The sequence below is a fragment of the Actinomadura hibisca NBRC 15177 genome, from assembly GCF_001552635.1.
Taxonomy (GTDB): domain Bacteria; phylum Actinomycetota; class Actinomycetes; order Streptosporangiales; family Streptosporangiaceae; genus Spirillospora; species Spirillospora hibisca.
The window spans coordinates 44920-59628 of sequence record NZ_BCRO01000054.1 but is presented as its reverse complement, the minus strand read 5'-3'; the positions used below and the strand labels follow the sequence as shown (position 1 = coordinate 59628).

Annotated in this window: 12 protein-coding genes and 1 pseudogene; 9 read left to right on the top strand and 4 right to left on the bottom strand. The window is 67.8% G+C overall.

Annotated elements, in window-relative coordinates; genetic code table 11:
* Nucleotides 1–370 precede the first annotated feature (370 nt).
* Both AH6_RS25455 and AH6_RS25450 read left to right on the top strand, forming a co-directional pair.
* A complete protein-coding gene (locus AH6_RS25455; RefSeq protein ID WP_067484332.1) occupies nt 371–1990 on the top strand; it encodes a PP2C family protein-serine/threonine phosphatase in 1620 nt (539 codons plus the stop codon).
* Nucleotides 1987–3084: a cobalamin B12-binding domain-containing protein gene (locus tag AH6_RS25450; RefSeq protein ID WP_067484329.1), complete on the top strand. Its 1098-nt coding sequence runs from the start codon at nt 1987–1989 to the stop codon at nt 3082–3084. The genes AH6_RS25455 and AH6_RS25450 overlap by 4 nt, the downstream gene beginning before the upstream one ends.
* Before the next feature lie 45 nt (nt 3085–3129).
* Here the strand turns inward: AH6_RS25450 and AH6_RS25445 are convergent, their stop codons facing one another.
* Nucleotides 3130–3516 carry a Dabb family protein gene (locus tag AH6_RS25445; RefSeq protein WP_067484326.1) on the bottom strand — a complete coding sequence of 129 codons (387 nt, stop codon included), beginning with the start codon at nt 3514–3516 and terminating at the stop codon, nt 3130–3132.
* A gap of 96 nt (nt 3517–3612) precedes the next feature.
* Here AH6_RS25445 and AH6_RS25440 point away from each other — a divergent pair, with 96 nt between their 5' ends.
* Nucleotides 3613–4458 (top strand): AraC family transcriptional regulator, encoded by an 846-nt coding sequence (locus tag AH6_RS25440; RefSeq protein ID WP_067484323.1) that lies wholly within the window; start codon nt 3613–3615, stop codon nt 4456–4458.
* Between the two features lie 214 nt (nt 4459–4672).
* On the opposite strand, the gene AH6_RS42750 is transcribed toward AH6_RS25440, so the two are convergent.
* Together AH6_RS42750 and AH6_RS25430 are read right to left on the bottom strand one after the other, a co-directional pair.
* Entirely contained in the window at nt 4673–5956 is a 1284-nt protein-coding gene (locus AH6_RS42750) for a WD40 repeat domain-containing protein (RefSeq protein ID WP_169807907.1), read from the bottom strand.
* A 431-nt stretch (nt 5957–6387) separates the two neighbouring features.
* Complete coding sequence (locus tag AH6_RS25430) at nt 6388–6768, bottom strand: hypothetical protein (protein WP_067484320.1); 381 nt, start codon at nt 6766–6768, stop codon at nt 6388–6390.
* A gap of 142 nt (nt 6769–6910) precedes the next feature.
* On the opposite strand from AH6_RS25430, the gene AH6_RS25425 reads away from it, so the two are divergent.
* From AH6_RS25425 to AH6_RS42735, 6 genes and pseudogenes are all read left to right on the top strand, one after another.
* Nucleotides 6911–8452: a tyrosine-type recombinase/integrase gene (locus AH6_RS25425; protein WP_067484307.1), complete on the top strand. Its 1542-nt coding sequence runs from the start codon at nt 6911–6913 to the stop codon at nt 8450–8452.
* A 610-nt stretch (nt 8453–9062) separates the two neighbouring features.
* Complete coding sequence (locus AH6_RS25415) at nt 9063–9467, top strand: helix-turn-helix domain-containing protein (RefSeq protein ID WP_083983440.1); 405 nt, start codon at nt 9063–9065, stop codon at nt 9465–9467.
* 92 nt (nt 9468–9559) lie between these two features.
* Entirely contained in the window at nt 9560–9826 is a 267-nt protein-coding gene (locus AH6_RS25410) for a helix-turn-helix domain-containing protein (RefSeq protein WP_067484301.1), read from the top strand.
* Nucleotides 9827–10418: 592 nt separating this feature from the next.
* The gene (locus tag AH6_RS25405; protein ID WP_067484297.1) at nt 10419–11342 is read left to right on the top strand and encodes a hypothetical protein; all 924 of its coding nucleotides are present in this window, start codon (nt 10419–10421) and stop codon (nt 11340–11342) included.
* Nucleotides 11343–11345: 3 nt separating this feature from the next.
* Nucleotides 11346–11669: pseudogene (locus AH6_RS42740) on the top strand (IS5/IS1182 family transposase); the annotation flags it as partial.
* Nucleotides 11670–11857: 188 nt separating this feature from the next.
* Nucleotides 11858–13054 (top strand): DUF4238 domain-containing protein, encoded by a 1197-nt coding sequence (locus AH6_RS42735; protein ID WP_169807905.1) that lies wholly within the window; start codon nt 11858–11860, stop codon nt 13052–13054.
* Nucleotides 13055–13214: 160 nt separating this feature from the next.
* Here the strand turns inward: AH6_RS42735 and AH6_RS25400 are convergent, their stop codons facing one another.
* On the bottom strand, nt 13215–14504 hold the full coding sequence (locus AH6_RS25400) for a C40 family peptidase (RefSeq protein ID WP_067484294.1): 1290 nt from the start codon (nt 14502–14504) through the stop codon (nt 13215–13217).
* Between the last annotated feature and the right edge of the window lie 205 nt (nt 14505–14709).

Here is a 14709-nt window from a genome sequence, read left to right as displayed (position 1 = left end):
AGTTCCCGAGTTCCCGAGTTCCCGAGTTCCATTCTATAGAAGGCGGGATAGCCGCAAAGCGAAGACGCGGAAAAGGGAAAGGCGCGTTCGGGAGGGTCCGTGGTGCGGGAGTGGCGCGACATGCGAGCGGGACACCTGTGACGCGGGGGCTAGGCACGGCTCCGATTGTAACCAGCGGCCCCTGCGCGGTCAGAGGGACGGAGCGGCGCCGGGGCCGCGACCCAGGGGCGCCCCGAGGCGGGCGAGAGGGACGGCCGTTACTGCCGGGACGGTTGCGGGCGTACTCTGCGGTAGGGGATTGTTGCGTCCCGGCAACCTTCTCCCTCGTCTGATGAGAGAGGCAGCGGCCCCGCCGGAGGGGCCCCGATTCATGATTTCGTCCCCGGACAGCTCCCGTACCGGCGACCCCTGCGTGGTGAGCGTCGCCGCGGCTCCCTATCCGGTGGTGGTCACCGACACCGCCGGTCACGTCATGGAACTCAACGACGCGGCCCTCGCCCTCCTGCCGGAGGTGCGCGTCGGCGAAGCCCTGTCCTCGCCCGGCTGGCTCGCCGACGCGCCCCGCACCCCGGACGCCGATCCCGTGCGCGGCACCGTGGGGGAGGGCTTCTTCGCGGCGCACCCGTCCGTCCTGCCCGGCGGGGGAACGGCGTGGTGGCTGGTGGAGGAGACCGCCCACCGCGCGGCCGTCGCGGAGTTGGAGGCCGAGCGCGAGCGCACCCGGTTCCTCACCGAGGCGTCCAGCGCCCTGCTGGCGTCGCTGAACCTCGACCGCTGCATGGAGATCACCGCGCGGCTGGCCGCCGCGCACCTGGCCGACGCCGCGCTGGTCATCGCGCCGACCACGACGCGGAAGCCGCCGATGGTCAGCTGCGACGCCGAGGGCCGGCTGACCCGCGGCACCGTCTCCGGCGCCGTGCAGAGCGTGCCGGGCCTGGCGGAGGCGCTGCGCGGGTTCCCGCCGGTGCCCTCGCGCTGGATCGACCCCGCCGCCGCGCCCGGCTGGCTCATCCCCGACGGGTTCGGGGAGGTCGGCTCGCTGGTGATCACGCCGCTGCCGGGCCACGGGGTGCCAGCCGGCGCGCTGGTGCTGCTGCGCCGCGCGCCCCGGGCGGCGTTCAGCGAGACCGAGGAGACGTTCGCCGGGCTGTTCGCCGCGCGGGCCGGGGCGGCGATGTCGGCCGCCCGGTTGTACGCCGAGCAGAACGCGGTGACCGACACCCTCATGCGGGACCTGCTGCCGCCCGTCCTGCGGCAGACCGAGGGGGTGGAGTTCGCCGGGGGGTACCGGGCCAGCGTCGACACCGACCGCGTCGGCGGCGACTTCTACGACGTGCACCCGCCGAGCGAGGACTGCCCCGACGCCCTGGCCGTGCTGGGCGACGTGGCGGGCAAGGGCCTGGAGGCGGCGGTGCTCACCGGCAAGATCCGCAACACGCTGCACGCCCTGCTGCCGATGGGCGGCGACCACGGCCAGATGTTGCGGCTGCTGAACAACGCCCTGTGCAACAGCCACCACGCCCGCTTCGTGACGCTCGTGCTGGCGTCGGTCCGCCGCGACGACCGCGACGTGCTGCTGCGGCTGACCTCCGCCGGGCACCCGCCGCCGCTGATCGTGCGGCGGGACGGCACCGTCGAGGAGGCCGACACCGGCGGCTCCCTGATCGGCGTGATGCCGTCGATCGTGTCCCGGACCGCCGAGGTGCGGCTCGTGCCGGGTGAGACGTGCCTGCTGTACACCGACGGCGTCACCGAGGCCAGGGGCGGGCCGCTGGGCGACACCATGTTCGGGGAGCAGCGCCTGCGGCGCGCCCTCGCCGAGTGCGCCGGGTTGCCCGCCGAGGCCGTCGTCGAGCGCGTGCAGATGCTCGTCGACCAGTGGATCGGCGACGGCGACCACGACGACATCGCCGCCCTGGCCATCACCGCGCCGCGCGGCGCGCACCTGAGCGCCGTGGACGGGACGACCCCGGGCAGGTACACCGCATGACGACCACTCCCGCGCCGCACCGCGTCGGCGCCCGCCTCGCCTCGCCCGAGCGCGACGAGCGGGCCGCCGAATGGGCGGGCAAGTTGTGGACGGCCGCCCGCGCGGCCGACGAGTACTCCGCTCTCGACGTCGTCACCAACGCCCTGGACGCCGGGCTGGACGCGGAGACCGTGCTGCTGGAGGTGATCGGCGCCGTCCAGCACAGGGTGGGCGCCGAGTGGGCCGCCAACCGCATGAGCGTCGCCGACGAGCACGCCGCCACCGCCATCAACGACCGCGTCATCGCCGCGCTGCCCGCCGACCGTCCCGCCGAGTTCCTCGGCCGGATCACGGTCGCCTGCGTGGACAAGGAGTGGCACGCCCTGCCCGCGCGCCTGCTCGCCGAGACGTTGCGGCTGCGCGGCTGGCAGGTCGGCTACCTCGGCGCGCAGGTGCCCACCGCGCACCTGATCGGCCAGGTCCACCGCACCGGGGCCGACGCGGTGTGCCTGTCGGCCGCGCTGCCCACCCGCCTGCCGCTGGCGCACGCCGCGATCACCGCCGTCCAGGCGGCGGGCACGCCGGTCATGGTCGGCGGCCTCGGCTTCGGCGCCGACGGCCGCTACGCCCGCCTGATGGGCGCCGACGCCTGGGCGCCTGAGGCCCGCGCCGCCGCCGACCGGCTCGCCGCCGGGCCCCTGCCCCGCCCGCGCCCGCCCCACCAGGCGGTCGACGACCTGCCGCACCTGGCCGACCAGGAGTACACGATGGTCACCCGGTCCTCGCGCGACCTGGTGCGCGAGACCTTCCAGGGGCTGGAGCGGCGCTACCCGGCCATGGCCGCCTACGACGACGACCAGCGCGAACGCACCGCCGAGGACCTGGCCCACATCGTGGACTTCCTGGCCGCCGCGCTCTACGTGGACGACCCCGACCTGTTCACCGGCTTCCTGACCTGGACGGGGGAGATCCTCACCGCGCGCGGCGTCCCGGCCCGCTCCCTGCTGCCGGGGCTGGACCTGCTGGAGGAGCGGTTGCGCGACTTCCCGCGCGCCCGCCGCCTGATCCGGGCGGGGCACGACGCGATCTCCACCCGGCCCTGGGAAACGCCCTGACCAGCGCTTTCGACGACCGCCGGCAGCTGGAGACAGTCTGGATCCCTACTGCGGGATCGAGTCCAGCAGCTCGCCCCACTCGGGGTACAGCGCGACCTTCTTCAGGTGCAGCTCGTAGACCTTGGCGGCCAGCTCGGGGTCCGGGTCGTCGGACAGCCGGACGTGGGCCAGCCGGGCGAAGTGCGGCAGGATGTCGGGGTCCCCGGCCAGATGCACCGGGTCGTGGATGTAGCGCTCCAGCGCCGCCAGGTCGGGGATGCCGACGCAGTACGCGTGCGTGAAGCCCTCGGCGGGGCCGCCGAGCAGCGGGCCGACCGTCGCGAACGCGACGGACTCGACGGCCGACGTGCGCCGCATCAGCTCCAGGACGCGGTCGCGGGTCGGCTCGTCGGTCTCGGGCTTGAAGGCGAAGCGCAGCAACAGAACGATCATGGGTTCCTCTCCTTGTCGATCACCATGACCGTAAATCCGCATCACCGGACGGCCAATGCTCCACGATCCGCCAAGGATGTGCGATCGTCCTGACCCATGGACGTGCTGAGCGACGTGATCACCGTGCTGCGGACCGGCGCCTCGCAGTCGGCGCGCTTCGAGCGGACGACCCCATGGACCGAGCGGTTCCGGCTCCCACCGGGCACGGCCGGATTCGAGGTCGTCCTGGAAGGTGCGTACACGCTTGTCCTCGGCGACGGCCCGCCCGTGGCGATGTGCACCGGTGACGTGGTGTTCCTGCCGCGTCCCGGCGAGTACGAGATCAGCGCGCCGGACGGACCCGGCAGCGTCGTGCTGTGCGGCGCGTACCTGCTCGGTGCCGATCGGGGCCACCCCCTGCTGGAGGAGCTGCCGGACGTCGTCCACCTGCCCGCCCGCCCCGGACGGCACCCCCGACTGCGCGCGACCGTCGAACTGCTCGGCACCGAGTTGGAGCATCCCGGCCCCGGCGCAGCCGCGATCATCCCGTCCCTGCTGGACACCCTCTTGCTCTACATCCTGCGCGCGTGGCTGGAGCGGCAGCCCACCTGCCCGGACGGCCCGTACCGTTGGGCGGCGGCGCTCGCCGACCCCGCCGTCGGCGCGGCGCTGGACGCGATCCACGACGCGCCCGCCCACCCGTGGACCGTCCAGGAACTCGGCACGCGGGCCGGCCTGTCCCGCTCAGCGTTCGCCCAGCGCTTCACCACCATGGTCGGACGCCCGCCGCTGGCGTACCTGACGTGGTGGCGGCTGACGACGGCGGCGCGGCTGCTGCGGACGTCCGACGCGCCGCTGAGCGCGGTCGCGGAACGCGTCGGCTACGGCTCCGAGTACGCCTTCGCGCACGCCTTCAAGCGCGAGTTCGCGCAGTCCCCAGGCCGGTACAGGGCCGCGCTCTAGAAGCAGTCCTGGAGTTCCTCCCGGGGCCGCCCGATGGCCTGGTGCAGTGCTTGGGCCGTCCGGTGCTCCTCGGTGCCGGGCGGGTGGGCGTCGAGGAGGTACCGGGTGCGCCGCAGCAGGAACTCGTAGAAGGGCGTCCATGTGTGCGGGGGTGAGGTCGCGGGCGCTGATCTCGTCGGCTCTCCAGCGGCGGCGTCCCGGCGGCCGAGACGTCTCAGAACGTGGCACGGGCGGTCTGCCAGCGGCGCAGCCCGGTGGCGGAGAGTTCGACGAGTTCGCCGCGTACGGGGTCGTGGTGGGTGGGCCGGAAGCCGGTGAGGGCGCCGAGGCGGGTGCCCGTGGCGGGGTCCCAGATCTCCAGGCCGGGTTCGGCGGCGGAGAACAGCAGGCCGTCCGCGGTGAAGAAGCGGCCCTCGGGCCCGGCGAAGGTCGCGACCTCGTCGAGTACCGTCTCCCCACGTTCGCGGTGGCCGAGGTGGAAGACGCGTGCGCCGGGGGCGATTTCGTCCTCGTCGTCACCCAGGCCGCCCAAGATGAGGTGGCTCTCGTCGAGCCAGGCGACGGGGCGGTTCCAGTAGTAGGCGCAGCCCGGGAACTGCCACCAGTCGACGCCCTGGGCGTGCTCGCCGCTGGTGAGCCATTGGCCGAGGTCCCAGGCGAAGAGTTGGCCCACGGGGTGCCACAGCCAGGCGTCCGAAGCGATCCGGGTACCGGCCGGGCTGAGGCGCAGGGCGCCGTGGAACTGGCCTGACCAGGCCGAGGGCGGGTCGTCCGCCGGTGTCCGGGCCACCGGCGCGCCCGTCGCGGCGTCCACGGCCTCGACGACGCTCCACTGCGGGCGGTGCAGGACGACCGTGCGCCCGGCGTGCTCGGTGAACGCCAGGGAGAACGGCACGGTGTAGCTGTAGTAACCGTCGTTCTCCAGGGAGATCGTGACGGCTCCGGTGGACAGGTCGATGATCTCTCCGGTGCGGCCGTAGTCGATGACGACGGCGGCGTAGGCCCCGTCGCGGGAGGCGTGCAGCCGGAGGGCCTGCTCGCGATCGTTCCAGGGCTCGGTGTCGTCCGGCACGGCGACCGTGCTGCGGGCGGCCTCGGCGCAGGTCCCCGAGCCGGTGTCCCAGCGCAGGACGCGTCCGTCGTCGCACAGCAGCACGAACCCGTGGGCGGTCGGCGCGAGGTCCACCACCGTCCCGGTCCCGTCGGGGAACGGGACGGTCTCCACCGCGCCGGGGAGGGGCCGGGACGCGTCGATGACCTGCGGGTGCCCGAGCACGCCGAGTGAACTCCCCAGGGTCGCGTCGAAGCAGTCCTCGCACACGGCCGCGGTCACGGCGGTGGCGGCCTCGGCGTGGCAGATCCCGCAGATGTGCTGCCGCTCCAGGCCCCGGCCGGTGTAGTGGATGTAGTGGTCGAGCGGGTCGGCGGCCGCGTTCCGGATGTGCTCGCACAGGGGCAGGCCGTGGGCGGGGGCGTCGTGGCCGCAGATGAGGGCCATGGTGGAACTCTCCTCGGGAAAGGGTGGGGGACGGCGGGGACGACCCCGTGGCGATCACAGCGTCATCGGCAAGCCGCAGGGCGTACCCCTCCGGTCCACCGACCAGAACCCGCGAAGGAACACGGACCTGCCGGGTGGGCTCCAGAACACCGCGCAGATTGGACACGTAGGAGTGCAGGGAGGTACGGGGCTTGGCAGGCGAGTCCTCAGCCCACAGCGCCCCAACGATCCGATCGACCGGAACGCTGTGCCCCCGAGCGGCGAGCAGAATCCCCAGAACGGCCCGCTGCCGCCGCCGCCTGACGACGACCGGGGCCCCGCCCACCCGGACGTCCAACGGCCCGAGGACTCCCACACGCACCATGATCGGCAAAATGTAGCAAGGGCCCCATCCCCGAACCCGCCGTTACGCCCATTTCCTCCGGGCGTGGTCAGCCGAGTTTGGGGGTGGCTCGGTCGATGATGGGGGACAGGTCCAGGCCGGGGGGCAGGGTGCCGTAGGCGTGGCCCCAGTCGCCGGCCAGGCGGGTCGCGCAGAACGTGTCCGCTACCGCCGGGTGGCCGTGCCTGACCAGCAGAGATGCCTGCAGGACCAGGGCCAGGCGTTCGGCGATGCGGCGGGCGCGCACTTCCACGGTCGCCAGGTCCGTGAAGGAGTCCTTGACCTCGGTGATGGCCGCGTCCAGGCGCGGGTCGGCTCCGGCGGCCTGGTCCACCTCGGTGAAGAACGCGTCGAGGGTCTGCGGTTCCTTCATGATGGCGCGCAGCAGGTCGAGAGCGGCTACGTTGCCCGAGCCCTCCCAAATGGCCAAACACCGCCAAACATGCCTAGAATCAAGAAGAAACCGCAGGTCAGAGGCATGTTGATCAAGAGGTGATGGAGTCTGGTGGAGGACAGTGTCGGGCAGTTCTTTAGCCGTCTCTCTAACCCGTTGATCAAGGAGACGGAGTTAGATGAGACAGCCGTACGTAGTCACCAAAGTCAGCAAGCGCACCGGTCAGCCGCGCTACACCGGCATGTACTGGGACGCCACCGCCAAGCCGCGTTCGGCGGGCACCTACGATGACGAACTCGAAGCGCTGACCGCCGCGCGGCGCGAGCAGGACGAGCGCGACGCCGACTCGCTGGACTCGATGACGCTCGCGCAGAAGCGGGCCGTCACCTTCGAGGCGTTCTGGCCGATCTTCCAGCGCCACCATCGGGTCGAGCCGAACACCATGCAGACCTACTTCGGGAACTGGATCAACCACATCCGCCCGTACCTGAGGAAGCACCGGATCGCCACGTTCTCCTCGACCGAGGCCGTCCAGTATTTCACCGCACTTGATGACGCTGGCACGACGGTCAACAACAGGAAGGCGTGCCGGACGGTGCTGTCCGCCATGATCAAACTTTCCGTCACCATGAAGTACCGGACGGACAACCCCATCCGCGGCCTCAACGTCGGTAAGCAGGCCGCTCACAAGTCGATCAAGGTCATCAACGAGACCGTCTTCTGGGAACTCTGCGAAGAGCTGCCGCTGCCGACCCAGAAACTGTTTGCCGAATACATCATCTCGACCGGCGTCCGCTTCTGTGAGGCGATCTCATTCGAAGAAGGTGATCTGGACTATGAGACCTGCATGCTCACGGTCTGCCGCTCGACTGTGGAGGTGGCCCGCCAGTTCCACCCCACCGGCGGCAGGTTCGTCACCCGCCCCTACACCAAGAACGGCGAACACCGCCGCTTCAAGCTCGGCCGACCGCTGGTCGAGAAGATCCGCGCCCACGTCATCGAGCACGGCCTGCAGCCGGGCGACCTGATCTTCCCCATCCGGCTATTCATGCCGGCCACCGCCTGGGTCAACCTGCCCCGGTGCACCGAAGAGGAGATGCTGGCCGCAGCACAGACAACCTTCATCTCCGCAGTGACCGGCAACCGCGTCACCCACGCGAAGGTGTCCACCTACGTCAAGCACAAGTGCCGCTGCGGTCCGTGCGTACAGACCTACCGCGACTACCGCTCGGCGTACCGAGTACAGAAGATGGCTCGCCGCGGCAAGACCACGCGCCAGCGCGTTCGGCGCGACAGCAACGACTACATGGCCTCCAGCGAGTGGAGCAACATCTGGATCCCCGCTCGCCGGAAGATCGGCGTCGACATCACCCCCTATCAACTCCGCCACTCCCACGCCTCGCTCCTGCTAGCCAACGGCGTCCCCCTGCCCGACGTCCAAGCCCGCCTCGGCCACAACGACCTCAGCTCCACCACCCACTACGTATGGGCCCTGGCGGAGGAAAGCGACACTGCGGCCAACGCCATGGACGTCCTCTTGGGCTACAAGCAGAAGGAGCCCGGCGCCCAGGAGGCGATGATGGCCCAGATGGCCGCCATGATGGAGCGCATGGAGTCGATGATGGGACCGGCTCTGATTCGCGAAATGGCCGGCGAACGACTAGCGCCGCGTCCCGGTCTGCATCTCGTCACCGACGCGGTTAACGCTATAGACAGTTAGACAGCACGGCAGCCGCTTGACGGCGCGCTGACACCGCCCCCAGGTCCCGCAACCGGTAGGTGCGGGACCTGGGGTCGGTGCGTATCGCTTGCCATCGCGACCAGCCGTGAACAGCGCATGCATACCGCCCCGAACCGGCCGCCGAGCTCGCCCTTGCCGCGATCCGATCCCCAGCTGAATTAAGCGTTCCAAGAGTTCTGCATGTAACAGGGGGAAACTAGGGGCTGCTCCAAGGCGCGGTGCTGGTCGGGTGGGCGGGCGCGGAAGAAGGCGTGGATCGGCTGCGCCGACCCGATCAGGTGGTGGGGCGTCGGCACGAACGCCTTGCGTGAGGCCCAGAGTCGCTCGGCTAAGTTGCCGTCGGGGCTGTAGTGGGCGCCGAACCACAGGTGCAGACCGGGCTGGCCGACTACGAAATCACGAACCGCGCGGGCGTGGTGGATGCTGTCGTTATCGCAGATCCCCACGGGTGTCGGATGCGTTGGCGAGTCTTCGCCACGAGCTTGATCCTGCAATCGAGCGACCGACTAAACTACACTGAGGAGAACGACACTGCCGAGACTTCCACCCATGGGAAGTCTTGTAGACGTTTGGAGAGGCACTGAAGCAGATGAGTGACAAGCCCGCCTCCTTGCCTGGCCTGTTCGCTGAGCGACTCGAACACCTGTTTCAGACTGTGACGCGTCCGGACGGGAAGCGGTACAGCAGTCAGGCTGTCGCGGAAGCCATCCGCGAGACGGGCGATGGGCCGAGTATCGCCGGGAGCTACATCCACGCCCTGCGGAAGGGCGAGAAGGACAACCCGACCTACAAGCACATCATCGCGATCGCTGGATTCTTCGGAGTCCGGCCGAGCTACTTCTTCGAGGAGCCTGATACTGCCGCTGGTGATACGGCACGCGATCAGGCGATCTACGCGGATGGCCTGTCTGAAGACGCGCTGGATGCCATCCGGGCCATGGTGGAGAGTGCGCGAGCGCTCCAAGGCCTCCCTCCCGGTCGAGCTGCCAGGTGATCAGTGCGCCCGCCGGGCTGCCAGCACGAACCTCTGGACTCTGGAGGTGGGCCCGTTGACTCGATAATTCTCATGGGTGTAGATTCAACTTCGTGAGTAACTCTGATGAGAATCTACAGACGTCCCTGGACAGGGCCGACGATTTCGAGAGCCTGCGTCTGCTCGACGTGGATCAGGTATGCAGGCTCTTCCGTATCAAGAAGAGCTGGGTCTACGACGCCGTTGAGGCGGGAACACTGCCGGTGATCCGCCTGGGTAGGCAGTTGCGTTTCAGGGAGCCCGAGCTTGTGGCTTTCCTAGCTGACGCTACGACCGGAGGCTTCAAAAAGAGCGAGTCGGTTCCTGGAAGAGGCTCGTAGGCTCGGCTGGCAGTTTCGAGTCGCCATCAACGGCGTCGGCGCCGAGCCAACCGCTCTCACCCGGCGCCCTCCTGCACCAGTTGCGGCCGCTCGGCCTCTCGGTCACTCAGACCCGCACCGCGGCCTTCCGGCAGCTCGTGCCTCAAGCACCCGCGCCCGTCGTCGTCCAAGCCCTCGGGTTCCACCACGGCACCACCACCAAACACGCCAGCGTCGCCAGCGGAACCTGGCACCACTACCCCGCAACCCGCCCCGCCCGCTGAGTACCACGGTCGAATACGACACGGTGCCAGTCAGGGCACCGTCCGCACTAGCGGGCCGCTGTTTTGGCTGAACACCACTCGGCGCCCGCGCACTGTCCCGGCCCGGTGATACCTGCACCCACACCGGACGGATCTGCCTGGGGTATGACCGTGCCTGCATCTTGTTCAGGATTCACACCGGTCTGGACCTGCACCAATCCGCCAACCGGCCGCCACTCATCTGGGGGACGTGGGGGTGTCACTGCAGCTCATCATGGGCAGACCCGCCACCGAGTAGATGACCGGTGGGTTGCAGTCATCACCGGATCCCCAGCTGGCAGGATCGCTGCATGGGCATGCGGCGAGATGAGCATCGGGACCTCGCCCGGTTCCTCAACGGAACGATTGGTGAGCTGGAGTCCGCTGCAGTCGCCCCCTTCATCGACTTCATCGCGAAACACCCGCGGAACACCGTGAGCCGATTCCGCTCTCTCTTCCATGCCCTCGGCCGACCACACGGAGGAAGCGGATGGGAGGGCTGCGTCGGCTCCTACTACTTCCTCCTGTGGGCGCTGTTCGCCGGGTGTATCGACGTGATCGCCGTCGATGTTGGCGCCACGGCGGGGAAGGACGCCGAGCGCGAGGCGAACCAGGCGGCGCTCGATAGCCTTGCCGAGTTCGGGCTCTCGGCTGTCGTCGATATGGAGCAGAAGGGTGGCCGCGGAGAGCCAGACGGCACGCTGGCCTTCAGCCGGTCTTTGCCTGCGCGCCGTTTCAACAACCCCGCCGACCTGGACGCCCTCGACAGGCTGCCACAGTCGCTCCAGGCCGAGTATCTGCTGGCGCCGCCGCGAGACGGGATTCTGTTGGAGATCGGAGACTGTCTCCCGTCACGGACCTACACCAGGCTCTGCCAGTACGAAGCCGTCGCACGGTGGCCCTACGGGGGCAACCAGCCGCTCTTCGTCTTACTGGTCAACGAGCACGGGCGCGACGGCGGTGCCTTCCCGATTCGAGATCTCCCTGAGTTGCAGGACGAGATGAAGGATCAGCGTCGCGCGAACCTCAAGGTGTCCCAGCTGCTGATAGGCGCCTACATTCAGCTGACGACCTACGGAGATCCCGACTTCGCCGACACGGAGTACCGCCACACCCGAGAGCTGAAGAAGGCGGCGGTACCCATCGAGGAACTGCCCGAAGGGGAAGGCGTTGGGCTCTTGACCGCGCGCAAGCTCTTCGACTTGGACGGGAAGGGACGGTCGTCCAAGCACTAGGGGCCGCTGGTGCACGGCATCCCGTCGGCCCGGTCTCGCCGCGGCCCGCCGCCGCCGTCGTCCAGGCAAGCTGCACGTCGACGAGAGATACGGCTATGCAGTCCTGCGGAGATGGCTGCGCAGCCGAAACATCGTCCCGCGCGTCGCCCACCGCGGTATCGAAACTCCAACCGCTTCGGCCGACATCACTGGGTTGTCGAGCGCACGGTGTTCTGGATGAGCGGCTTCCGCCGACTGCGTCGCCGCTACGAACGCAAGGCTGAGCACCTCTTGGCCCTAGTCGGCAACGCTGCCTCCCTCATCCGCTACCGCCACCTCGCCGAATGAGACGACGTCTAAGCCGAAGGATTTACAGTCCCTCTGCCGAACAGGGCCGACTTGCGGAAAAGTCCCTGCCAACGCTGGTTGCAACCCGATCCTTCGACCCACGGACGAGCCTGAATCGGCGTGGGGGCATGACCGGCCTCACACGGCCCGTCGGCACCGATTTATAGGGCAATCTAGACATGAAGTGCATGTCCGCCAAGGGGGCAAGGGTCCCAGATAATCAGGCGAAGACTGCATCCATGCTGTGGTATCAAGATTCCATGGATGCGTCACCCCAAAAGAAGGCCGGCGAACCGCGGCAACAGCATCTTGTGTCCAAGATGCTGTTGAAGCAGTTTGCCAAATATGACCGAAACGGCTGGAAGGTGGTGAGCTTCAATCTCGAACATCCCGACCATGGTCACCGTCCGAAGGCGCTTAGATCCTGTGGATGGGTCGAGAATTTCGTTAAGAAAGATGCGTCTCAGGTAGAAAGACTCTGGGGAATCGTTGAGCAGAGGGTAGCTCCGATTCTGCCTAGAATAATTGCCAGCACTTCAATTCCCACTCAGGAGGAAGCAAGTGCGCTGAAGGACTTAATCGCCTTGCACCTTGTGCGATCGCACTGGTACAGCCAGGTGCACAAGAACGCCTTTATCGAGACATCGGGAAAGATGAAGCGTCGTCTCGTCGGGGAGCTTGGAGCTGAACTCCGGGCCTGGGCGCTCTCTGAGACTGGCCTTTACCTAACTGACGGTCCGGCTATTGAACATTATGCCGAGCGTGTAGTAAACCGGTCCGAGGCGGTCAAAGGAGAGCTTGACGGCACCCTGTTTCGCGAGAGCATAGAACGCACGTTCACCAAAATGCGAATCTTGATCGATCCTTGGGGAGTGGAAGTACTCGAAACAGGCGCGAACGAGCTTGTCATCGGCGACTGTCCAGCCGTCTCAGTCGGAATGAAAAATGATATCATACATTCTTACAAGATGGCCGTTGGTGATGCCTCTGCCGTGGTTCTGCCTATTTCCAGAAATGCAATCATGTCACTGAGTTCGACCACTGCAAGAGGCGCGATCGGCTCTTTTATGGTAGATCAATTGAATGAGCTTCAGATTAGAGCCGCTCGCAAGTATGTCTACTTTCACCCCGCCTCAAAGCGGGAAGAGTTTGTGAGGCGGGTATGTGCAAGGATTCCAGCAATGATGGATAGGTCGGTGCAAAATACAGTAAGGATGCCGAAAAAGTCATATCTTCTTTGGTTGCAGTCGGGTGTGGTGGCCTGGCGGCAGCGGAGTGGCCGACCCTGCTGGCTGAGGCCGCGCGCCGCACGGCGGGTCACTGTGGGGTTCGGGTCGTACGGCCGCCGAAGCCCGAGGTGGCACCGAGTGTTCACCAGCTCGTGACCCGCCCGACGATAGATGGCTCCCCTGACCTAGCGCTCCATAGAATTCCTCACACCAAAGCACAAGACAACCTTTCGACGTCACCCGGACAGGCTAACAGTCAGCCCAAACGCCTTCTTCAAGTAAGCGAATAGCTCATCGGATGCTATTCGTCCCCTTTCTATTTGATGCTGATGTGGACGTGGTCCCAGTGGTTCTCGGTGATGCTGCCCCGGTCGTTCATCTTCCGCCAGGGGTTGCCGATGCCGGCGTTCCAGATCCTCTGCTTCCAGATCACGTACTTGATGTTTAGGCGTTTCCAGTGGGCGATCGCGTAGTTCGCGGTTCGATCGCCGAGGGCTTCCTGGGCGCTGGTGGGCATCTTCCCGCCAGAGTTGACCATGAAGTCGCTCGCCTTACCCTTGCCGTGATCCTGGGGGTCGCCGGGGCGGGCGCAGCCGATGGCCGGGTAGGGCCCGAATAGCGCGTCGATCTCGTTCCGGACGGCGACCATGCGGGCGGTGCAGCCGGCGGTGCCGGTGAGCGGGGACTTGGCCTTGCTGCCGTCGGGGTTGGTGATGATGGGCTTGGTGCCGGGGGCGGTGATGTGGGCGCCGCCGCTGAAGGTGCGGTGGCGGTAGGTGCCCGGTGCCATGCTGTCGAACCTCACGGTGGCGCCCGTCTGTGGTGCGTTCAGAAACCGGTCGTTGCCGGCGTAGATGCCGACGTGGCCAGGGGCACTGGGGCTGCCGCCGGCCCCTGGCCAGAAGACGAGGTCTCCGGGCTGGAGTTGCTCCCGGGAGACGTGTACGAAGCGCTTGTCCTGCCACTGCTGCTGGGAGGTGCGGGGGAGAAGGATCTTGCCGCCGGTCGCCTTGTAGACCGCCCAGACCGTGAGGCCGCTGCAGTCGAATCCCTTGGCGCCGTCGCCGCGGCTGTTCTGGCCGATCGACGGGCCGTTCTGGTCGCCGCCGCCGTACTGGTAGGGCAGGCCGATCCATTTTTGGGCGGCGGCGAGGATGGCGCCGCCGAGCCCGCTGGAGTCGACGGTGCTGGGGCAGGCGGCGGTCTTGGCGATGAGCGCGTTGGTGAGGTTGGTGGCGAAGGGTTCCCACTGGGCGTAGAGGGAGTCGTCGCCGCTCTTCTCGACGGCTTGGGCGGCGTCGGTGAGCGGGATGCTCTGCCAGTTGGCGACCTTCACCAGGACGGAGTAGAACTTGCGGCTCGCGTAGACCGGGTCGGTGACCTGCGCGGGGGTGCCCCATCCCTGGCTGGGGCGCATCTGGAACAGGCCGAGGGAGTCCAGGTTGTCGGCGACCTTGCTGTTCTGAAGCTTGTCCTCCTGCATGGAGGCGGCGATGGCGATGATCGAGGCGCGGGCGGGGAGCTTCATCTCCACCGAGGTCTGGTAGATGATCGCCGCGTTGGCCGCCTGGTTGGCGTCGATGATCTCGCCCTTGCCTGCGTTCATCCCTACGCCGGTGGCCTGCAAGCACGAGGCATCAACGTTCTGAGCGTCTGCCGAACCGGCGTTGCCGACGCCGATGCCGACGACGAGAGCCAGGGGGATTGCTGCCGTAGCGCCGAGAGCGCCGTAGATCTTGCCGCTCATCGGAGGCCACCGGATTTCGGGCAGCATGAGTACAAGCGCATAGACATCCCTTGGTCAGGGGGAA

Excerpts from the sequence above, each read along its gene's own strand:
- AH6_RS25455 (WP_067484332.1), top strand. The coding sequence starts at position 371 with ATGATTTCGTCCCCGGACAGCTCCCGTACCGGCGACCCCTGCGTGGTG.
- AH6_RS25450 (WP_067484329.1), top strand. The coding sequence starts at position 1,987 with ATGACGACCACTCCCGCGCCGCACCGCGTCGGCGCCCGCCTCGCCTCG.
- AH6_RS25445 (WP_067484326.1), bottom strand. The coding sequence starts at position 3,516 with ATGATCGTTCTGTTGCTGCGCTTCGCCTTCAAGCCCGAGACCGACGAG.
- AH6_RS25440 (WP_067484323.1), top strand. The coding sequence starts at position 3,613 with ATGGACGTGCTGAGCGACGTGATCACCGTGCTGCGGACCGGCGCCTCG.
- AH6_RS42750 (WP_169807907.1), bottom strand. The coding sequence starts at position 5,956 with ATGGCCCTCATCTGCGGCCACGACGCCCCCGCCCACGGCCTGCCCCTG.
- AH6_RS25425 (WP_067484307.1), top strand. The coding sequence starts at position 6,911 with ATGAGACAGCCGTACGTAGTCACCAAAGTCAGCAAGCGCACCGGTCAG.
- AH6_RS25415 (WP_083983440.1), top strand. The coding sequence starts at position 9,063 with ATGAGTGACAAGCCCGCCTCCTTGCCTGGCCTGTTCGCTGAGCGACTC.
- AH6_RS25405 (WP_067484297.1), top strand. The coding sequence starts at position 10,419 with ATGGGCATGCGGCGAGATGAGCATCGGGACCTCGCCCGGTTCCTCAAC.
- AH6_RS42735 (WP_169807905.1), top strand. The coding sequence starts at position 11,858 with ATGTCCGCCAAGGGGGCAAGGGTCCCAGATAATCAGGCGAAGACTGCA.
- AH6_RS25400 (WP_067484294.1), bottom strand. The coding sequence starts at position 14,504 with ATGAACGCAGGCAAGGGCGAGATCATCGACGCCAACCAGGCGGCCAAC.